Below are 20,088 nucleotides of genomic sequence, written 5' to 3' on the forward strand. Positions count from 1 at the left end.
GCTCTCGATGACACGAATGGCGGCGACCGGGCACTGGTTGGACGCAAGCCGCACGGCGGCGTGCAGCGCCTGCGGGACCGTCGCCACGCACACTTCGGCCACGCCGTCCGGTTCGCGCTGGCGAAAGGTGCCCGGCAGCGTCAGCACGCACTGCCCGGTCGTTCCGCACAGATCCTGATCGACTACGACGCGCATCTCAGCCCTCCTGCCCATGCAGCCGTACCGGCAGCGCGCGGAATGTCCTAAGGAACGCGGAGGGCTCCCGGGTCGGCTGCTCGGCCAATGCCAGCGTGGGGAAGCGCGCCTGGATCCGCGGCAGGCTCTCGGCCAACTGCACCCGGGCCAGTTGCGCACCAAGGCAGAAGTGGATGCCGTGGCCGAAGGTCAGCATGATCTTCCCGTCGATCGACATGCCAGGACTGGTGCCGTAGAACCGCACGGCATCGAAGCGATCGGGATCGGCGAAGGCGTCCGGGTCGCGATTGCCGGCCGCGATCAGCACGCGCACGTCCGCGTTCTTCGGGATCACCACGCCGCCCAGTTCGATGTCGCGCTGGGCGATACGCGGAATGGAGCTGAACATGGCGGGCGCGTCATAGCGCAGGGCTTCTTCGACGAAAGCCTTCACCCCCACGGCATCTCCCTTCAGCCAGTGCCGCTGTTCGGGATACGCCAGCATCGCCAGGACCGCATGGCCGATGGCCGCGGCAGTGGTGGCGAAGCCGCCCAGCAGCATGCCCCAAAGCATGCTGATCAATTCCGCATCCGACAGCGTCTCGGCATCGTCGTCGTGTGCGCCGACCAGCATTGACACGATGTCGTGGCGGGAATCGGTGCGCTTGCGCTGTATGAGGTCGCCGAAGTAGGCCTGCACCCTGGCGCTGGCCGCGTCCCCCGCGGCGAGCTGGGGATCGCTGGCGTGCGGGCTCAGGCCTTCCAGAATGGCGCTGATGCCGGTGATGAGCCCGAGAACGTCATCCGGGGGCATGCCGAACAGTTCGCCGAAAACCAGCATGGGCAAGGCCAGCGCGAATTCCTGATGCAGGTCCACCGCCTCCCCGCGCTCCAGCGCGGGCGCCATGCCGTCCAGGCGCGCTGCGACGATGCGAGCGATGGTCGGCCTCAGCTTGTCGATCTGGCCGATGGTGAAATCGCGCGAGATCAGCCGGCGCAGACGCGTATGCGTTGGAGGTTCCTTCATCGCTAAAGTGGACGCCAGCAGACTTAGCGACAGGCTGGTCGCCGCACGCGGGAAATAGCGCGCCAGTTCGCCTGGCGCCGGCCCCCGAAAAGCATCGCCCGTGGCCTTGAGCGCCCAGTAGATGTCGGCGTGGCGGCTCAACAGAAAGAGGCCCGACGCCGCGCGATGTACCGGATCGTGCTCGCGCAACCACCGCATGAATGGGTACGGGTCCTGAATGCACGCTGGCGACGCCAGTTCGGCGAAGGCGTCCCGGCATGCTGCCGTGGTTTCTTGCACGTCCATCTTGGTCACCTGTTGGCTGGCTGATCTGATCGGTGCGCGGCAGGCGCGCCGGCAATTCGAGAACATCGCGATTCCTGGTGGCATCCGAGCATCACCAGAGCACCGGGAACTCCTCGAACCCACCAGTGATGATCTCCTTGCGCAACTTCAGTTCTTCGGGCGCCACGGCCAGGCGCAGCGCGGGAAAGCGCTGGAAGATCGAACCGAACACCGCCTTGAGTTCCAGCCTGGCCAGCGCCAAGCCGACGCAGTTGTGCGGCCCGTAGGAGAACGCCAGGTGCGGGTTTTCGTCACGTCCTATGTCGAAGATTTCCGGGTCGTCGAAATGGCGCGGATCGAACGACGTCGCCGGCAGGCCGACCAGCACCTTGCTCTCCGCGGGAACATGCACGCCCGCGATGGTCACGTCGGTCCTCGGATAGCGCATGATGCCGTCCCAGCCGGCGCCCGGCGGGTACATGCGCAGGATTTCCTCTACCGCCTTGTCCACCAGGGATGGATCGCCGATCAGGCGTTCGCGCTGTTGCGGATGGCGGAACATGGCCAGCAGGCCGAATTCGATCTGCGCGACGGTGCTCTCGTGCCCCGCCACCAGCATGCCCGCCGCCAGGCCGATCGCCTCTTCCTCGGTCGCCTTGCCCTGGTCGACCGCCGCGAGCAGATCCGTCAGCACGTTGTCGCCCGGATCCTGGCGCTTGTCCCGCATCTTGCCGCGAATGTAGGCGCGGAGTTCTTCCCAGGCCAAGCGCGACGCGCTTCGCGGGCCGCTTTCATGCTGGTGCGTCATCACCTCGTCGGACAGCCCGGCGAAAAAGGCGTGGTCCTCGTAGAGCACGCCCATCAGCGCGCCAATGACCATGGCTGGAAGCGGAAAGGAGAGGTGGCGCCGCAGATCGGCGGGCTGGGGCTGGGCCGCCAGCGTCTCGAACAACTGCGCGGCGATCGCCTCGACCTGCTGCGCGAGCTGCTTCACCCTGCCGTTGCTGAAGGCCGGCGCCACGATCGTACGTAACCGCGTATGCTCGCCCCCCTCGTGCGAGACCAGCCATCCTGGCGAACCGAGAATCACCGAATCCGGGGTGAATGCGGCCGGCGGCATTCCCGCGGGCCGGAACGCCGCGTCGGACAACACCGCCTTGGCCTCGTCATAGCCTGTGACCCACCAGCCTTCGTGCCCGGACGGGAAGCGCACGCGGTGGATCGGACCGTTGGCCCGCAGCGCCAACATCTCGGTCGAGGGCTCAATGTGATCGACGCGCCACATCGGCAGCGTCGGCAAAGGTTGTTCGGGCATGATGGCACTTCACTCGGTAGCGATGGAAGGGCGGAAGGTGACCGGCGGACGCTGCGGCAGCGAAGACCTAAGACGGCATGTAGACGACGTCGTCCGGAGGCAGACCGATTATCAAGATCGGCTAACGCGTAACTGTCTAGGCACATCGCGCGGCGAGATGCAGAACATTATCCTGTACCTTCGAGGTCAGGATAAAGTCCGTGTGGTGGGCCTTTGACTCGCCGCCGGCCAAGATTTCCTGCGCAAGCGTCGACAAGGGCGGCGAGCTGTTGGGTAAGGGCTTTCGCCGAGGCCCCCCTGCCCATAGACGCTATCCGACGCAGATTTGACATTTTGCTTTTCTTTCTTCGTTCCATTCGTGTCATCCACGAATGAAAGTCGGTCGGCGGCTCCCGGCCCGCAACGAAGGTGCTTCAAATCTCGTGCCAATTTGGCCGCAGCAGAAAAAAATCGTGGCAGCTTCTCAGCGGCTTAGCCTGAGGCCAGAGAAGAACTAGGCGAAATAAGCCGGTGTCGCGGGCCAACAAAGGCGACGGAACAGTGTCGGACAGAACGCCTCGGGCGACCTTTAGGTCGGGCCTGCGACATTCTGGTCCAGTTTCGAACATAAGAGGGCGGCAAACAGACACGATTGGGGAATTCGATCCTCACGGCGCCAAGGCGCTTGCCCAAGAGCGCGCGCTCATGTTGCTGCGAGAGGCGCGTGTTCGCGATAGCCGTGCTGCGCACCCATGAACGCTAGCGGCACACGCTACGACTGGAGTGCCCGCCAGCCTCAGGTGGTGCATCGGCTCGGCTTCCGGTTCTTCTTTGCCCAGCCGGGGCTGAAGCGCCGAATATCCGCACCATACAGCATCGTTGTTGCCTGTGTGACGAGGCGGCATAGCGCGCTCCCGGTCTTCTAAGACACGGCCTCCGAGAAGAAGGGGGCGGTCCAACAGCACCTCTATTTGAAATGGCACGCCGCTTGCTGCTCCTGGTTAGAGCACCATCAAATTACGATGAAAGCGACTTGCACCATGCCCGACGCGCGAAGCTCTAGACAGTGGCCTGAGGAGACGGTGCCCGTTCCCGCTGAACATCGGGACATCGTCTCCTCCGGAAGGCCGTTCTCGGTGGCCGCTTTGCGCATGGCTGGTCCGATGCCGGCACGCCAACACGGGCCGCTCGCGCAAATGCCGTTTACCGGTTCTGTTCAGCATGGGAGTGCCCAAGGGCCCCGTCAAAGGGTCACCCAAGCCAAGGCCGGCGGGTCACTGCCACATATCGACAACACGCTGAACCAGTCCAGTGACCCGAGTCTGCGTGAAGTGACATTTCAGGTCGCCACATGCTTGCGATATTGGCTACTTCCGGCCGCTATCCCTTTTCCCCGGGCACGATCGCGGGTGACCGATCCCGCTTCCGGCGCCATAGCCGTGGAAAGCAAGCGGCTCGACGGTCTCCAGCTCGCTCAGATCGATTGCGTTCGCGTGGCCAAGACCAGCCGCCAAGACGTTCCCATACGTCGGGATGGAAAAGAAAGTTGCGAGCCGCCGAGGCCCTCATTCCGTGCCCGAGCATACGAGCCTTTGCTCGGAATTGCGCCAGCCTATGCCAGAACTCAACGGCAGTTTTCTTCTTTAGGAGCAACTTGATGACAGTTCAAAAGAAAGTTCCCTTCGTCACCTTTCTCACGCGCGTTCACGATAAGTCAGTCCAGGGGCCAAATCCATATCGCTGGGAAGAAAAGACATCTGACGACTACTTTGCCGGCAAGCGGGTCATCCTGTTCTCGCTGCCTGGCGCCTTCACACCAACCTGCTCGACCTACCAATTGCCCCAGTTCGAAGAGCTCTATGATGAGTTTGAGAAGGAGGGAATTGACGCGATTTACTGCCTCTCAGTCAACGACGCCTTCGTCATGAATGCGTGGGGGAAGTCCTTGGGCCTGAAGCAGGTCGAGCTCATCCCCGATGGCTCAGGCGAGTTCACACGCAAAATGGGCATGCTGGTCGCCAAGGACAATCTCGGCTTCGGGATGCGCTCTTGGCGCTACGCCGCCCTGATCAACAATGGCGTGGTGGAGCACTGGTTCGAGGAGGAAGGTTTCTCCGACAACTGCGAGGCCGACCCCTATGGCGTCTCATCCCCGCAAAACGTTCTCGAAACGCTGAAAGCCGCCGCTTGACCTAGAAAACGTCTCACTGGTGCCAGTGCCGGCCCCAAGAGGCTCCTCGACAGGATTATCGCGCTCACCATGCAATCCTCAGCAAGCCTGCTTCAACGCCAGAAGCAATCCATGGTGGCATCGCCTCAACTCATTGAGTCGATTCGCTTGCTGCAACTGGCGCATACTGAACTGCATCAGTTCGTGGAGCGGGAAATTGAGAAGAACCCGCTCTTGGAATCTGCATCAAGCGATGGCGGGCCTTTTGACGACGTTTCGATTTCGGGAGCGGATCAGCCTGTCGGCCCTAGGGCAAACGCCGTTGAAGGACCGACCGGGGGAGGTTCGCCTGAACGGCTCGGGCAATGGAAATCACTTCGCAACACGACCAACAACCCGCCCGGCAATGGCCCTTCCCTCGACGAGTATGCCACCCTCGCCGAAACATTGCACGACCATGTCGCTCGTCAGATCGCCCTCACTGCGTTCACACCACAGGAGCGGCTGATCGCTGGCCAGCTTGCCGCCGATCTGGAAGACACTGGCTATCTTCGGGCAAACCTTTTGGAGCTGGCCGAGAGCCTGAATGTCCATGAGGCTGTTGTGGAACGGGTTCTCGGAACCTTGCAGCAATTTGATCCACCGGGAGTTTTTGCGCGAAGTCTCAGAGAATGCCTCGAGATTCAGTTGCGCCAGCGAAATCGGCTCGACCCGGCAATGGCAGCTTTGGTTGCCCATCTTGAAAAGCTTGCGCGACGGGATTTTGAGGCACTGAAGCAGCATTGCGGCGTCGATGAAGAAGACCTTCTCGACATGATGCATGAGATTCGGGCGCTCGATCCCAAGCCTGGGAACAGATTCGAATCCGGTGCGTCTGAATCAATCATACCCGACGTCTGGGTCACGCCCTCGCCTCAAGGCGGGTGGCAGATCGAACTTGATCCCGCCACGCTGCCAAAGCTGCTGATCAACCAAAGCTACTATGCCGAAGTCTCGCGTCAAACTGCCCAAAATTCGAAAGATCAAGCATTTCTCGACGAATGCTTGCAAAACGCGAACTGGCTAATCCGCAGCCTCGATCAGCGCGCCAAGACCATTGTCAAGGTTGCGGCTGAAATCGTGCGTCAGCAGGATGCCTTTTTGGAACATGGCGTCGCCCACCTGCGGCCTCTCAATCTTAGAACCGTCGCTGACGCGATCGGCGTGCACGAGTCGACGGTAAGCCGGGTGACCTCGAACAAGTACATGCTTACCCCGCGCGGAGTCTTTGAACTGAAGTATTTTTTCACCATCGCGATCGCGTCCTGCCAAGGCGGCGATGCGCACTCCGCCGAAGCTGTCCGGCACCGGATCAAAGCGATCATTGCCGCAGAATCTCCCGGCGACGTGCTTTCCGATGAGGGCATCGCTGTCCGGCTGAAGGAAACCGGCATCGATGTTGCGCGCCGCACCGTCACAAAATATCGCGAAGCAATGAACATACCCTCCTCCGTGCAACGCCGCCGGGAAATGCGCTTGTGTTTTTAGATTTGGGTCAAGGCAGCCAACATCACGTTGCATTGCATCAAAGTGGAGACTTCGTTCATGACCCAATCCGCAGCAGGTGTCATGGACGCTGTTCTGCACCCAGAAAAGCCCGTCCCACCGTCTGGTCCCGCATGGGGTGCGGTCATTTCGCTTTCCTTGGGCACCTTCGGGCTGGTCACGGCAGAGTTTCTGCCTGTCAGCCTGCTCACGCCCCTCGCGCATGATCTCGGTATCAGCGAGGGNGTCATGTGGACCATGACGCTGCTGCTGATCCTGTCGGACGTTCTGGCGGCCGGCGCGTGGTCGCTGGCGGTTCTCCTGACTGCACGCGTCGTGCTCGGCATAGCGCTCGGAGGCTTCTGGTCGATGTCGGCAGCACTGGCGATGCGGCTCGTTCCAAGCCACCTCCTGCCGCGCGCCATGTCGATCATCCTCACCGGCGTTTCCGTAGCTACCGTCTGCGCAGCTCCAATCGGCGCCTATGTCGGCGATATCTGGGGATGGCGAAGCGCCTTCATGCTCGCCGCAGCCGGCGGCGCGGCTACACTGCTGGTGCAACTCATAACCATTCCGAGACTGCCTCCGATTGGAGTGGCTAGCTTCCGCAGCCTGCTGGATGTGGCTAAGATTCCGATGGTCAAGGTTGCGCTTTTGGTCGTCCTGCTGGTCGCTTCCGGCCACTTCGCCGGAATCACCTATATCCGCGCCTTCCTCGAGAAGATTCCCGCGCTGGATGCAGAAACGATCTCGCTTGTGTTGCTTGCTTTTGGCATCGGCGGATTTTTCGGCAATCTGGCCGGCGGGCTTCTGGCCGAGTACAGTCTCAAGGCAGTCGCGGCCCTTGCACCGCTGCTCATAGCGATAGCCGCTGTTTCGCTGCTGACGGCGGGAGCATCGGCCTTGGCCTCGGCGATTGCTGTTGCCGCGTGGGGGTTTGCCTTCGGCGCGGTGCCAGTGGGATTGCAGACGTGGATGGTACGGAGGGCCGTTCCCGAGCAGGCCCAAAGCGCCGGTGTGCTGCTGGTCACAGTATTCCAAGTGGCAATCGCCGCCGGCGCGATTTTCGGCGGACTGTTGGTGGAGAATGCGGGGATTACCAGCGCCATTGCCTACAGTGCTGTTGCCACGTTCTTCGCTGCCCTCATAGTGTTCGTGCTCGGCCCGAAGCGCGAAACCTAGACCGCCTGACAGAAGAGGCCTCAGCAGCGCAGCAGGACGAGAGATGCGATGCACAGCGCGGCGCGGTCCTCCGCACGATTACGCATGGACCAGCGCAAGCGCCTCGCCGGCTTCACCTCCGGGCCACGCGACCTTCGCCGCCAGACACGCGAACCTCGCCGGCACCGGTTTCCATTTGGCGTCGGTGAGCGCTGCCGGCGCGATGGAACCCTTGCTGGCGGTCATATCCTTTACGACAAGCAGGCATTATGGGCAAGCGACAGCTACGCGCCGGCCATGCCCGTCAGAACGCCGGTGACGATGCCGCTCGATAGCGCAGACAGGTCGCGAATTGCCAGTCGTGTCAACGGCGGCCGGATTATCGTCGACGGCGCCTACCTTGTTTCGGCCGCAGACTATCGTTCGGCAGCTTGATGATGTTGACCACATAGCCTAGGAGCTATATATGACTTGGGAAGTCGTTTTTGGCGATGAGTTCGATGGGGAGTTCGAGGCGTTGCCCCAGACAGTCCAAGATGAGCTATTGGCCTCCGCTAAGCTGCTCGGTGTGTTTGGGCCCCAGCTGGGGCGACCGCATGCGGATACCTTGAATGACTCGTCGTTCGCGAACATGAAAGAACTTCGCTTCGATGCTGATGATGGTGTCTGGCGGGTTGCGTTCGCATTCGACCGGAAGCGGAAGGCGATCCTGCTCGTCGCCGGCGATAAGTCGGGCGTGAGTGAGAAGCGCTTCTATAAACGTCTGATCGCCAAGGCGGACAAGCGCTATCAAGGGCATCTCGACCGTTTGGCGGCGGCGAAGAAGGAGAAGAAGTGATGGGACGCAAGCTTGATGACCTAATCGCTGCGCTCCCCGAGGATCGTCGGGAGCGGGTCGACGCGCGTTTCGAAGAGTTAAGGGGAGAAGTCGAGAGTCTCGGCGATTTGCGGCGTGCCGCTGGAAAGGCCCAGGCCGAAATCGCTTCGGTCCTCAAGATCAAGCAGCCTTCGGTCTCGAAGATCGAGAAACAAGCCGACATGTACTTGTCTACTCTTAAAAGTTACGTCGAGGCGATCGGGGGGCAACTCGAACTCGTCGTTCGCCTTCCCTCGCGCGCGCCCCTCCGTATAGAGCGGCTCGGCGACGTCGTGGCTCCCAAAGCCGTCTCCGTGCGTAGCGTTAAAAGAGCGGCAGGTGGACGTAATCGCACAAAGGCCGCACGCGCCGGCTGACCTCACTCTGTTCGGCGAAAGACTACCGATGGGGGCGAGATGCTCTCGTCCATGCGAGGAGTAGGTATGAGCAACGTCCTAGTTAAGCCAGCTCGCGGCAAGTTAACGGAGGCCGACATAGGTGTGAGCTGCGGATGCCGGCGACTTTGGCTGCCTCCTGGACCGCGCGGTGCAATTGCCTCGATGAGATCGGCGCGGTGAAGCTGCGCCCCGGGGAACAGTCAGCCATGGGGGAGCATCACCCCGCGCCACCTGCCTTCGCGCCACCACAGCCGAAGCAGTTCCAGAAATTGCAGCGAGAGCATAGCGTTGCGGTCCCTGCGTCCCTTGCCCTGTTCGACGCGGATCAGCATGCGTGTCGAGTCGATGTCGTCGATCTTGAGGTGCGCAACTTGAACACGCGCAGGCCCGCGCCATAGGCGACGCCGAGCGCGGCCTTGTACTTGATGCCGGGTGCGGCTTCGAGCAGCCGCGCCGCTTCCTCCACGCTCAGCACCTCGGGCAGCTTGCGCTAATACCTCATGATCACCAGCGCACGCGCCAGATCCCGACGCTTCAGCGTCACGATGAACAGGAACCGCAGTGCCGAGACCGCGCCATTGATCGTCGCAGGGCCGACGCCGCTCTCATGCTGATGCAGCTGGAATCGACGGATGTCCTCAGCCGTCGCCGTGTCGGGCGAGCGGCCAAGGAACACAGCGAAGCGCCGGACGTGACGAACGTAGTCCTGCTGGGTATGGGAGCCCAGGCCACGCATGAGCATGTCGTGCTGCATGCGCTGGCGAAGCGGAGAGATTGGTGCATCGGTCGACAGGGTAGCCATGGCGAGTTCCTCTCGTTGAACGGAACTCCATGGTCAGATCGACGCCTCTTCCCGCCAAGTCAAATGGCAGTCGCGCCATCTCAGGCCGAGGCGCAATCTGCTTACCGAGGCAGTTGCTTCCCGCTTCGCGGAATGATCTCAGCCACGTCCCGGCAGGGACAGCTCGGTGCGTCCTGGAAGAACGCTATCGGTTGAATGACGTGAGGAAATCGTCGCCGGCAAGCGTATGCAGGATCAGGCTGCGGCAGGCGTTCCTCCGTGCGGATCGAACAGCTCGCCCGTCCGGAGCATCGCATGCATGATCACCGCCAGCTTGCGCGCCAGAGCCACGGCCGCTCGCTTGAAGCCAAGCCGTTCTTTCAGCTCCAAAGCCCAGGTTCGCAGTGTGCTAGTATCCGTCGACCCGTTCAGGATGACTGCGGCCGCCTCGTATAGCAGCCCGCGCTATATGCAAGCGCAGCACGATCATCGGTAAGCGCTGAATTGAGGCGTCGACCTAAACGCGTCAACTGAGGAGCTGTGCACCCGTAGTCTCAATGTCAGACGGCTCAACATCGTTGTAATCTGATCGACGTGGTCGGGGTCTGATGGGTCAACTAGAAGGTGGATGTTGACGAAGTTGCCCCTAGTCGTGCCAATCCCAAGTCGCATTTCGATGTTGGGGAATATAAGGTCGCAATCGGGCAAGCGGTTCTGCTGTTTGTCGGCCAGCACACGCTGATACGTACTGATCCCGTAATAGTCCGCAATTCCGATCGCCTTTAGAGCCGGAGTTACGGCCTCTAGTGCTGAGAGATAAGCCTCCCGAGAGTCTGCACCAAACTGATCGTTGAAGATCGTTCCGGGCGCATGAATATGTGGCTCCCAACGAAACCACTGCGACCCTCGTTCAAGCATGACTTTGATCCCGCCTGACCATTCTATCAGGGGTTTCTCGTTGCCTGGCAAGCAACTTAGTCGCAATCGAGAGTTCTGTATGAGTAGCGCTTTGACTTCATCGAGCGTCGCCTCATCCGGTCGACGGTCGCCCGAAGGTATGGTTTCCGGTATTGGTGTCGGTGGCTCCGCCCCAGCCCGCCTTTGCAGCATGGCTTAGAAGCGCAGCAATGCTGTGAGAACGAGAGATGGCGCGGACCATTAAGACGATAGAGCGGCGTTGAACTTTACGCGCACAATCACTGATAAAGGACATTGTCACATTGAGTCATGCTAAATCAGGTGACGGCAAGTGTTGACAGGTGACGGCAAGTCACCTACCTTGTCAGTTGACGGCAACTGATGGAGCGCTTCATGCGTCCGACAAAATGTAAGCGGATTATCGATGGCAAAACCTACAACACCGAAACGGCAACCCAGATCGGCGGTTGGACCTCCAATGAGGAGTGGTGGAGCTATGGCGATTACCTTTACCAGACCCGCCATGGTGCATTCTTCCGCTACAATTTCACGGATGGTCAGAACGAAGATGATCACGACACGATCACACCGCTGACTCCGGACGAGGCCCGTCAGTGGCTCGAAAAGAATATGAGCTGGGACCCCGAGCTCATAGAGAAACTGTTCGGTGAAATGCCTGAAGCTGGCTCGGGTGAGGTGAAATTCACTTTGCGAATGCCGGAGAGTTTGAGGACGCGGTTAGCGGCAAAAGCTGAGGCAAACAAACAGTCCCTCAATGCCTGGATGGTTCGCTGCCTCGAAGGCTGCGCCAGCGATGGAGACAAGCCGTGAGCAAGATTGAGATTTCTGCCTCGCGTGCCAGCCTCAAGGTCAGGCTGACGGCCGAAGGTGCGGTCGCCATAATCATTGCCATCGCGGCAGTCGCGATAGGCGCGTATTGCGCTTATCGGCTTATCTCATAAGCTTCATCACACATCCGAGGGTCGCTCCCAATGAGCCACACCGCTTTTTCACAACACTTCGATCGTGAGCTTGACTCCAGGCAGTTGCTCCAACTCCGCGGAGTAACCATGATCCTTGATCAGGAAGATTTCGGCTTGAGCCAGTCGGAACGCGAATGGATGCGCGGTGACTTGTTGTGCCCATCCTGTCGTTGCGGCGGTGCAAGCCTAGTGCGTTCGGACGTCAAGAAGGGGACGCAAAACACACGCCAGGCACACTTTCGGTTCATAGATCAGTACGGCCACTCTGCACACAAGATCGGGTGCGACTTCTTCCCCATTGATGAGACCCCGGGTGTCGTGCGCGACGTTGAAGTGCGTTTTGATGCGAACGACAAGGATACGAAAATTATCCGGGAGTTAGTGTGCAAGGCGATCGCGACCGGTGAGTGTAATAGAGAGGACATATTCCGGCTGAGATCTTGGTTCCTGATGTTTCGGGAAGCAAATTCGTTTGTCGTCAAGGGAATCCCACTGATGGCTGACTGGGCGTATTCGATCCGGCGATTGCCATTTTACGAAGCTATCTCTTTTGACCCCTTGCACGCGCGTATGCCTGGCTTTGATCGGAAACGCGCGGCGCAGCGTGACCTGGCCTTTCACTATCGCGATTTCGTGGAGACGATGCCTAGGGTGCTGATTGATGCGGATGTAAGAGATCGCACCAAACGCATTCTGAGCGGCTTTCATGGAAGCACTCTGATTGCGATGGCACCTCTACGAGATCGGTTTGGACGGGCGGCACGCCTAGCGGCGCTAATGGCCGACTACGGCAAATTGGCGCTCAGACGTAAAGTCGGTCCTGGCATCTTCGGAAACGCGCCCCCGGCGCTCCTAGCCTTCAGCTCACTGCTGTTGTTCGTATCGGATTGGAGCATAGACGAGGCATTGCGTCGCTTTTCTAGACTGCTCCCTTCTCCTGTTCCCGAGGACCTGACTATGAGCAACGTTATCGGTCTCAATCCTTTTCACGACTTCGGCGCGCTGGAGCTTGCGCACTTCATTTCCAGATTGCCCCCGTCAACGGAACGACCGTACGATTTTGATTCTGAGATCGCAGCCGTTTTGTCAAAGATCGATGCAGGGTTAAGCGGTTAAGCCAGGGACATATCCCGAAGTGGCTCATCGCCCTTTTCATCCCACAGCGTCTTCAACTTGGGTGGCCGACACGTAGGATATGCCATCGTCGACCATGTGCAATCCTTTGCGCTCGACCACGGTCGCGGCTGCGCAGACACTAAACAGCCTGCGTAGTGGCGATCCGGCATATTCGGCAGCGATCGACCATTTTCGGCGAATGGGTCAGATGCGGGTTGATGGCGACCGTTCCTGGATGGGCAGTTGGCTGGCGGTAAGCTCGGCGTGGTTTGGTCGTCTATGTCTGCTCGGAGCAGGCTTCGGCGACAAGTGGCGCTGCTTTGCGCGTCGACGGCGGCGTCCATAGGTCAATCTTCTAAGGGGCGCTGTCGTCATTCGCTGACAGGTCTTCCCTAGCGGTCCAACTCCCGGTTTATGCAGGCTCTCGTTCGTCTCACGGCGTCGAGGAGGCTTGGCGGATTTGGGGGCAACCGGGAACTGCCGTTGGCTCTATGGCGAAAGGCGTTAGCGGTCTGTTTGACCTCCTTCATTCCGCTATCGAGTTTGACGCCTCCGGCCAGGAGACATTCGCACGCTTTGTAGAGATCAAACCAGTCAGGGGCTCCGGCTGAATAGGCCAACGCTTCAGCAAGAATGGGTTGGGAGGCAGCGGCTTTGTATCTCTCTTGCGCGATCGATGGTGCCGCTTCCTCGACGATCGGCTCACCATGCTGGTCAAGGATCTGAAACCTGGCCGCCCCGGCGCCAAATCTAAAATGCGCGGTCTCGGTCTCCATGATGAAATCTACCAATAATCGGTCCCCGAATGAGCGAACCGTTCCGGTCAACGTCACATTTGATTTGCCAACGATTCCGGCCACGATGGCATTCATTTCCCTGACGGCCAACTTACCAGCGCATAGGCTTCTCGGGGCGTGGAACTAGCGCCCAACCGCGCCACATTCAAAACAAGATGCTCTTGCCCGTCCTGACTAAGCACCTCAACGGAAGGGTCGAACGGAGCCGAGAATAAATCCAGCCAGTTGCGCCGCTCGGCTCCATCAGCCCTTAGAAGTAGCCGCACCGGTTATCCTCGCGGTTGTAGGGAGCTAATGCAGTCTCCGTAGTATGTGATGACGTCATCCCCAGGCGCGGCTATTGAAACAGAGGTGGGCATTCGAAGGGAAAACGTCAGCTCCTGTGCCCCTATTTCGGCAACCATCAAACTTGATCCGACGCTTAACGAAACGGGCGGGGTTTGTCCGACTTGCAGAGTATTGTCGTTAGCTCCCATCCCGCCACGGAACGTTAGCAGCATCGGAGGCAGGTGCTCAAACTTGCAGGAGACCACAGTCGGTTCTCCCGCCGCAAGCGCAACCATCTGAAAGGGCAGGCACAAAGCCACAGCCAGTCCAATTAGTCTCGCTGTCATCGTCGCCATTCCTAGCATAAGGTTTCGCACGCCTGCCCGTCGCCATCCCGGTCGAGCTTGCCGCCCCACGGACAATTACTGAGATACCATTGAGCCTCGTCGCACGAGCTGATTTGCGAGCATTTCCGCCGCGGCTGGCATGAGTAGCTTTGCGCTACCTGTTGACGGCTGATGGTGCCGAGCGGTTGGCTCACCGCCGGTTGGGCATTGTCTCCATGCCCGGCGCGCCATTCCCACGGCGCTTGGAACTTTCCGACCCACAGCCCGACCTTCGCCNGGCATTGTCTCCATGCCCGGCGCGCCATTCCCACGGCGCTTGGAACTTTCCGACCCACAGCCCGACCTTCGCCGCTTCCGCCTTCCCCTGCTGCGCTGCATAGGCACCATGGCTGTAGCGGGGCCAGTCGATCGCCTGGCCGTGCTCGACCATCCAGGCGGCCACGCTGGCGCCATCGGCACGCTGGCAGTCGCCGACAAAGCGGTGATAGCGATCCCAGGTCACGAATGTGCATTGCACTGGCCTCGACGCGGCCAAGAAGGTGTCAAGCGCCTGTGCCGATCGCCGGCCGCAGGGATAGTCGGCCCCGCTCGCATTTTTACAAAGCTGCTGGCTCTCCGGCGCGTCGATGCCGTTGAAGCGGATGCGCTGTCCGTGGATTTCGATCGTGTCGCCGTCGATGACGGATGCCACGCCGGCAATCGTCGCCANTGAAGCGGATGCGCTGTCCGTGGATTTCGATCGTGTCGCCGTCGATGACGGATGCCACGCCGGCAATCGTCGCCAAGCCCGCGCTGGTCCAGTTCGGCAGATGGAACTCAGGTATGCGGTCGCTGTGTTGCATGGCCGTTTGCGCAGCCAGAGCGCCAGCCGCGGCCACCGTCACCAAGATCAGGCGCCTTTGCACCACGCCAAGTGGCCTCCGGCGAGGCGATCGCATTCTACGCAGCATTGCTAGTTCGCCTCATGTCCGGTGCGGCCGCCCGGTTTCGCTTCGGCGGCACGTTCACCGCAAGCCCGGCCTAGGCTGTCAACCCCATTGCGCAGATCGCATGGATGATTGCCAGAGTCCCCGCCGCCACCTTGGCGCGCACCTTGGCCTGGCGGTGTCAGCGGGATTCCGCGAAAGGCCTGGATGACTCCAGCTGTTCGCTGGCCGTCGCCCTCGATATGCGTGTTCTGACTGTTCGGGTTGAACGGGTCGACTGTCTGGGCGAGGCTATTGGCGCGATTGGCGTCGCCGGAAGAGAGCGTCACGCTGTCGTAGTGATTGAGATAATCCGCTGCGCAGCCGCTCAATGCTAGAACGATGCCAAGGCAGATCGCCAGGTTCCACTGCATGGCCCCTAGACCGGCGCCGGGTTTATCCCGGCGGCTCTCAGTTGCGCACCAAGCTTCGCTCGAGTCCCACACGCGGCCTTGTCGCCGGCGACGCACTTGTTATTCGCGTCTGACCAGTCCAGCAGNCCAGCAGCGCCGTATTGATCCAGCTGCCAGGTGCGCGCTGGATCCCATAGGGTGTCGGTGGCGCGCCACCAGCAACGGCTGGAGCTGCCGTGGCACCCTGGCCATGCGGGGCACGCTTCCATCCGCTTAGGATGAGGCAGTTCTTCATATACTGGTCTTCGGCAGCCAAGTTGCCGAGGGCATTGCCGATTCCGGCCCCCGCAACAAAGCCCGGGGACCCGATAGCAATATAGCCTTGGTCAACCGACCCCTTATGCATTTCGCATTGAGCGTGGGCGACGTCGAAACTAGGCCCGTAGCCTATTTGCATGTAGTCAGCTTGATTGCTTGTTTGGCAGCCGCCCAGCGCTGCCGTGGCACCAAGTGCCACAAATGCTTTTATTCTCATCCCCCAGCCCTCCCAAGGCCGAGTTAGCATCTCCTAAAGTTGAATTTGGTGCAAGAGCGANAAGTGCCACAAATGCTTTTATTCTCATCCCCCAGCCCTCCCAAGGCCGAGTTAGCATCTCCTAAAGTTGAATTTGGTGCAAGAGTGATGAACAAATCTGGTAAATTCTGCCAAATTCCACCTGCTGGCAGTTCGTAGACTTCCCTATTCCGACGGATATACCCCGTTATTTTATCCATCATTCCGTCGGAATGAAGATGCGAAACAGCGAATTGGCGCAACGGCTATGCAAGGGCTGGACCCCATGGGCAAAGGGTCCAGGCGACCACGATATTGAGAAAATATGATGGGCGGCCCGCGTGCTGCATTTTCCGAAGCTGAACTTTTCGACTTGGTTCGAGGGCTCGGAAGTCGTCGGCACCTGGCATTGGGGATTCGTCAGGAGCGGCATGCTTCCCCCTCTGACCCGATCGTGCATCTCTTACGGGATGTAGAGCTACGGATTCCGGCTGACGTCCGCGACATGCGCCCGCAGAGCAGAGTGAACCTCTAACATGGAAGGTGGAGGTTTTTGTCCTCCTTGGGCGATCAACGCTGGAATTTCGGCGGGGGGCGCTCGACCAAGGATGCCGAGACCGAGATTACGCCTTTTGAAGGCGTGCAGAATTGACAGAAAGGGCAGTTTCAGGTCATGCGGCCGGCAGCATTCGCCATAGCGCCGATTTGATCCGCAGCTGCAAAGCTCGGCCTCCTTAAACTNTCAGGTCATGCGGCCGGCAGCATTCGCCATAGCGCCGATTTGATCCGCAGCTGCAAAGCTCGGCCTCCTTAAACTGAGTTAGCCGATAATAGGGATCAGATTGGCCCAGTTCATCAGGCATCGCATACTGGCGTCCCGGCCACCGATCAAACACCACCAAATGAAGGTGACGAAGCGCCCATACGCTATAAAGGTCGAGCAACGTGCACAAATCACCACCTGGCGACCAAGCTTTGTCGAGCATGGGGTGATAAGCGCAGACCGAGCCGTCAGGGAAATTGGTATGTCGCGGGCCGATCCATTCGACCTGCCCATCTTGCTCCCAGAACGCCCATCCACGCGGCTCGACCGCTGGTGTTTCTGGTAAGGCAATAAGGAATATGGCTTCTCGCGCTAAACCATCTATGACTTGGCTGCGAGCGAGAAGCCATACTCCATGGTCATCGGGGAGGAGAGTTGCTCCGGGGTATGCCCGTTGCACATTCTCTAGCTGCCCGGCGTAGTTGCCGGCGAGGCCGACGATCCGTGATCCGGCACGGGGCGCCCGTGATCGATCGGACGACCTTTGCCGTCTGGTGGACCCTTGCCGTGATCGGGCTGCGGGTCCTCCCGCTCCTTGCTGTTGCTCATTACTTTTCTCCTGGACAGTCGGTGATGTGGGCTGTGGGCCGAGAATTACGATTCCCCGGTCCCTTACCCCCACGGGCTGGCGCGCGTCCAAACCGTCGCCAATCCGCTGCAACTCAGCCCGCGCATCGTTGGTCAACAACACTTCCATTTTGCTTGCCGATGTGCGAGTCTGTGTCACCAGCACAGGATGCATTCTGGAGCGGAGTGTGTCAAGGTGTGCTGATCGCACAATGGTGAACATGAACGAATTCGAAGAAAAGCTCGTCGGGGCGGTCCGCGAGAAGCGGGAACGCGAATGTCTTAGTATAAGGGCATTATCGGGGATTGTGGGGATCAGCTTCTCCACGCTGGCCCGCATCGAGCGGGGCGACGGATCGCCCGACAACAATTCCAAAATTAGGCTGCTCGAGTGGCTCGGCCCTGATGCCGATGAACACGAGCTTGGCTTTGATCGGGTGGCATTCGTCCACTTCCGCGCTGGCAAAAACGCGTCCTCCGGGACTGTGCAAACCCTACTGCACGCAGCCGTGTGTCTTCGTCAGCACTACACTAAGGGTGATATATCAGAACCGAGCAGCGCGCCGATAGATGCTGAAGTTATCGCCATGTCTAAGGAGGAGCTAGAGCAGACGGCCGAAGATTTCCGAAAAGAGTTAGGGTTGAAGAAAAGCGATCCGCTGGATCCATTTTATTTGGTTGTTGATTCTGTTACGGTAGAACGATTGCGGGAATCCACCTGTATTTCCGGAAAGGCAAAAAACACGCTTGCTGGACCGTCGCGCGGCGAGTGGTCCGCTATGAGCGTTCCCTTGAATTCCGATCAGGATAGCTGGGTTGTCTTTTTAAACGACTACCATACCGTTGAGAGACAAAGAGTGACGCTACTTGAGGAGTATTGGCATATTCTTGCCGGGCACAAGCTAACCAAGATAGCTAAGATTGCTGGCTGCTTCGGTCGAACATATGATAGCGCTGAAGAGCACGACGCTTATTTCTTGGCATCGGCAACTTTGCTTCCACGAGACGCGATCAAGCGTATGGTCTCGGATGGCAAAAGTGCCCCCGAGATCGCATCCTTCTTCGGGACCTCACCGGAACTTGTTGAATATCGAATAAAGCGGCTCGGCTTATGGCGCGATCATATTGGAAAGAAAGTGAGTCTCGCCAAACCCTAACGATGCCACCCGTCGACCGCCAGCGGCGCGTGGTTCAACAAGGTTCCGATTCGCAGTTACGCTTAGGCAGTGCAAAGCCGGTCGGGAAATGTCGACCCTACTACAAACTTCAAAATAGCGCCTTCTAGCTCCCCTGACCTTTCGATGCCGTCAAAGAAGGAGACCGGCGAGCGCGTCATCCCCCTCGGCAACGAGCCATTTCTGCCGGAATGGCTGCTTGTCCGCCTCCAAAGCGAATCTCACCGCCTCCTCCACCCTCTCATGTGCATCATCTGCAATCGCCCAGAGTGTCGGGTTGAGAGCGTGTCTTTGCCTAGCATCCTCCAACAAGAGATCGACCATGCGCGGCAAGTCGGCAATAGTGGCGGCTCTGATAATAGCAGGCATTCCCACGTCGCAATGCGGATTACGCCAATCCTGTTGGCGGCGCCACGGCACCGAGCACCAAGAGACTCAAAGCTGCCTTAGCTGCTCTCGCAAATGAACTCCCGCTCGGCTGTGGAACTATCGGCCCGTATCAGGAAGAATCGCTCCTCGGCGATGACATGTTCGCCGTCGGGCAAATGAAGCACAAATTCTCGCTCTCACACCTGGGGCGCGACGCGATCCACAAGGATTCCGGTTTCCTCGCGCAGTTCGCGGATTGCGGCCTGTTCGAACGTCTCCCCCATGCTGCAAGCCTCCACCGGGCGTCGCCCAGTAGCTCTGCCCCGCGAGCGCGCCTTTAGATTGTGCTTACTCGAGAGAGACTTGCCCTCCGCGACCGAAGGCGGCATCTTCGCTGACCATGGGAGACGGTGCAGCCAAAAAGCCGAAGGTATATGGATCGGGAATGACGCCGTTCGGCGTCTTTCTTTTCGCCCAAACGTATCGGGCGAACGCTGATGCTCTTGCCTTGGTCTCCCCCCAAATTCGGCCGAGCATTTCCGATCATCCTCGCAGATTCCTCTACTTTCAAGCGTTAGAGCACTACCTGCGAAGCTTCCTCCTTCTCCAAGGAAAAACACCGGCTGACATCCGGGGCTATCAGCATCATTTCTTGGACATGCTGGACGAAGGAAGACACCTCGGGTTGGAGATGCCGAGCGAGGTAGAAGACTTCATCCGCTCGCGCACGGTCGCGAACGAATACACGCAGATCCGATACGACTACAAGCTTGACAAGGACGGGCCGCGTAGGACTGCGCGAACCATGGAGCGATTGCGGCTGGTGGTTTGGGAGATAGAGAAAGCCGTCGGTCTGGCTATCCGGAAGACGGGCATCGAGGCTGTGTATGGTGAACGACCATCGGCAAGTCCACTAAACGGATCGTTTGCCAAAGCATGAGGAGACCATTTCGGCTTCGGCACTGGCAACTCCCGCAGACCCACGGCGGCGCCAGGTTTTGTACGGCTGCCCGACCAGGTCGAACAGGGAACGAGGCGTCGGCCTCGGCAAAAGTGTCCGATCAGCAGATTATCGATTGGCTTCACGGCTTGCCTCTAGCATGCCGGGTCATTATTTCGGTGCTTGGCACAAAGTGACCTGCCACTGAACTGTCATCCAGTGGCGATTAGAGCCGCGACCATTTCTGTTACGCCGTTTGGCGCGGG

19 protein-coding genes and 4 pseudogenes are annotated in these 20,088 nt (G+C 59.5%); 11 read left to right on the top strand and 12 right to left on the bottom strand.

Translation table 11 applies throughout. The features are described 5' to 3' along the window. Positions 1-69 precede the first annotated feature (69 nt). From X735_RS1000000170445 to X735_RS137840, 3 genes and pseudogenes are all read right to left on the bottom strand, one after another. Positions 70-213: pseudogene (locus tag X735_RS1000000170445) on the bottom strand (ferredoxin); the annotation flags it as partial. Further along, positions 197-1,486 (bottom strand): cytochrome P450, encoded by a 1,290-nt coding sequence (locus X735_RS137845; protein ID WP_031213818.1) that lies wholly within the window; start codon positions 1,484-1,486, stop codon positions 197-199. The gene X735_RS137845 and the pseudogene X735_RS1000000170445, both read right to left, overlap by 17 nt. A 91-nt stretch (positions 1,487-1,577) precedes the next feature. After that, a complete protein-coding gene (locus tag X735_RS137840; RefSeq protein ID WP_023727159.1) occupies positions 1,578-2,780 on the bottom strand; it encodes a cytochrome P450 in 1,203 nt (400 codons plus the stop codon). A 1,636-nt stretch (positions 2,781-4,416) separates the two neighbouring features. Between X735_RS137840 and X735_RS137830 the strand changes: the two genes are divergently transcribed. The 3 genes from X735_RS137830 to X735_RS137825 all read left to right on the top strand — a co-directional run bounded on the left by X735_RS137830 (position 4,417) and on the right by X735_RS137825 (position 7,635). Then, a complete protein-coding gene (locus X735_RS137830) occupies positions 4,417-4,950 on the top strand; it encodes a peroxiredoxin (RefSeq protein ID WP_023766875.1) in 534 nt (177 codons plus the stop codon). Positions 4,951-5,019: 69 nt separating this feature from the next. Further along, on the top strand, positions 5,020-6,456 hold the full coding sequence (rpoN, locus tag X735_RS0135280; protein ID WP_031213819.1) for an RNA polymerase factor sigma-54: 1,437 nt from the start codon (positions 5,020-5,022) through the stop codon (positions 6,454-6,456). A 57-nt stretch (positions 6,457-6,513) separates the two neighbouring features. Then, positions 6,514-7,635, top strand: coding sequence for an MFS transporter (locus X735_RS137825; RefSeq protein ID WP_031213820.1), 1,122 nt, complete (start codon positions 6,514-6,516; stop codon positions 7,633-7,635). A 141-nt stretch (positions 7,636-7,776) separates the two neighbouring features. On the opposite strand, the pseudogene X735_RS1000000170065 reads toward X735_RS137825, so the two are convergent. Further along, positions 7,777-8,007, bottom strand: a pseudogene (locus tag X735_RS1000000170065) (ABC transporter permease); the annotation flags it as partial. Between the two features lie 73 nt (positions 8,008-8,080). Here X735_RS1000000170065 and X735_RS137820 point away from each other — a divergent pair. Together X735_RS137820 and X735_RS137815 are read left to right on the top strand one after the other, a co-directional pair. After that, positions 8,081-8,452, top strand: a complete 372-nt coding sequence (locus tag X735_RS137820; protein WP_023813997.1) for a type II toxin-antitoxin system RelE/ParE family toxin — start codon at positions 8,081-8,083, stop codon at positions 8,450-8,452. Next, positions 8,452-8,847: an XRE family transcriptional regulator gene (locus X735_RS137815; RefSeq protein ID WP_023801991.1), complete on the top strand. Its 396-nt coding sequence runs from the start codon at positions 8,452-8,454 to the stop codon at positions 8,845-8,847. The genes X735_RS137820 and X735_RS137815 overlap by 1 nt, the downstream gene beginning before the upstream one ends. Before the next feature lie 346 nt (positions 8,848-9,193). Here the strand turns inward: X735_RS137815 and X735_RS1000000170070 are convergent, their stop codons facing one another. From X735_RS1000000170070 to X735_RS1000000168250, 3 genes and pseudogenes are all read right to left on the bottom strand, one after another. Then, positions 9,194-9,334, bottom strand: a complete 141-nt coding sequence (locus tag X735_RS1000000170070) for a hypothetical protein (RefSeq protein WP_245273310.1) — start codon at positions 9,332-9,334, stop codon at positions 9,194-9,196. A 24-nt stretch (positions 9,335-9,358) separates the two neighbouring features. Continuing rightward, positions 9,359-9,670, bottom strand: coding sequence for a site-specific integrase (locus X735_RS1000000170075; RefSeq protein WP_023814000.1), 312 nt, complete (start codon positions 9,668-9,670; stop codon positions 9,359-9,361). A gap of 234 nt (positions 9,671-9,904) precedes the next feature. Then, positions 9,905-10,114: pseudogene (locus X735_RS1000000168250) on the bottom strand (IS110 family transposase); the annotation flags it as partial. Between the two features lie 846 nt (positions 10,115-10,960). Here X735_RS1000000168250 and X735_RS137805 point away from each other — a divergent pair. From X735_RS137805 to X735_RS1000000170080, 4 genes and pseudogenes are all read left to right on the top strand, one after another. Next, positions 10,961-11,398, top strand: a complete 438-nt coding sequence (locus tag X735_RS137805; RefSeq protein WP_196815362.1) for a toxin-antitoxin system HicB family antitoxin — start codon at positions 10,961-10,963, stop codon at positions 11,396-11,398. Continuing rightward, positions 11,395-11,529 (top strand): hypothetical protein, encoded by a 135-nt coding sequence (locus X735_RS1000000170355; protein WP_023760395.1) that lies wholly within the window; start codon positions 11,395-11,397, stop codon positions 11,527-11,529. Before X735_RS137805 ends, X735_RS1000000170355 begins: the two co-directional genes overlap by 4 nt. Before the next feature lie 108 nt (positions 11,530-11,637). Beyond that, positions 11,638-12,666, top strand: a complete 1,029-nt coding sequence (locus X735_RS137800; protein ID WP_155930620.1) for a hypothetical protein — start codon at positions 11,638-11,640, stop codon at positions 12,664-12,666. Between the two features lie 269 nt (positions 12,667-12,935). Further along, positions 12,936-13,025: pseudogene (locus X735_RS1000000170080) on the top strand (oxidoreductase); the annotation flags it as partial. A 33-nt stretch (positions 13,026-13,058) separates the two neighbouring features. On the opposite strand, the gene X735_RS137795 reads toward X735_RS1000000170080, so the two are convergent. From X735_RS137795 to X735_RS1000000169070, 4 genes are all read right to left on the bottom strand, one after another. Then, entirely contained in the window at positions 13,059-13,538 is a 480-nt protein-coding gene (locus X735_RS137795) for a hypothetical protein (RefSeq protein WP_023814005.1), read from the bottom strand. Between the two features lie 729 nt (positions 13,539-14,267). Beyond that, complete coding sequence (locus X735_RS1000000168265) at positions 14,268-14,768, bottom strand: thermonuclease family protein (protein WP_023814006.1); 501 nt, start codon at positions 14,766-14,768, stop codon at positions 14,268-14,270. A 261-nt stretch (positions 14,769-15,029) separates the two neighbouring features. Beyond that, entirely contained in the window at positions 15,030-15,416 is a 387-nt protein-coding gene (locus X735_RS1000000168270) for a hypothetical protein (RefSeq protein WP_023814007.1), read from the bottom strand. Positions 15,417-17,176: 1,760 nt separating this feature from the next. Next, on the bottom strand, positions 17,177-17,320 hold the full coding sequence (locus X735_RS1000000169070) for a hypothetical protein (protein WP_155930622.1): 144 nt from the start codon (positions 17,318-17,320) through the stop codon (positions 17,177-17,179). 239 nt (positions 17,321-17,559) lie between these two features. Here X735_RS1000000169070 and X735_RS137785 point away from each other — a divergent pair, with 239 nt between their 5' ends. Beyond that, the gene (locus tag X735_RS137785) at positions 17,560-18,495 is read left to right on the top strand and encodes an XRE family transcriptional regulator (RefSeq protein WP_023814010.1); all 936 of its coding nucleotides are present in this window, start codon (positions 17,560-17,562) and stop codon (positions 18,493-18,495) included. A gap of 584 nt (positions 18,496-19,079) precedes the next feature. On the opposite strand, the gene X735_RS1000000170450 is transcribed toward X735_RS137785, so the two are convergent. Beyond that, the gene (locus tag X735_RS1000000170450; RefSeq protein ID WP_224660785.1) at positions 19,080-19,271 is read right to left on the bottom strand and encodes an NUDIX hydrolase; all 192 of its coding nucleotides are present in this window, start codon (positions 19,269-19,271) and stop codon (positions 19,080-19,082) included. Positions 19,272-19,327: 56 nt separating this feature from the next. Between X735_RS1000000170450 and X735_RS137775 the strand changes: the two genes are divergently transcribed. Beyond that, complete coding sequence (locus X735_RS137775) at positions 19,328-19,822, top strand: hypothetical protein (RefSeq protein WP_031213832.1); 495 nt, start codon at positions 19,328-19,330, stop codon at positions 19,820-19,822. The last annotated feature ends 266 nt before the right edge of the window (positions 19,823-20,088 follow it).

Origin of the sequence: Mesorhizobium sp. L2C084A000 (assembly GCF_000502875.1) — a bacterium.
Taxonomy (GTDB): domain Bacteria; phylum Pseudomonadota; class Alphaproteobacteria; order Rhizobiales; family Rhizobiaceae; genus Mesorhizobium.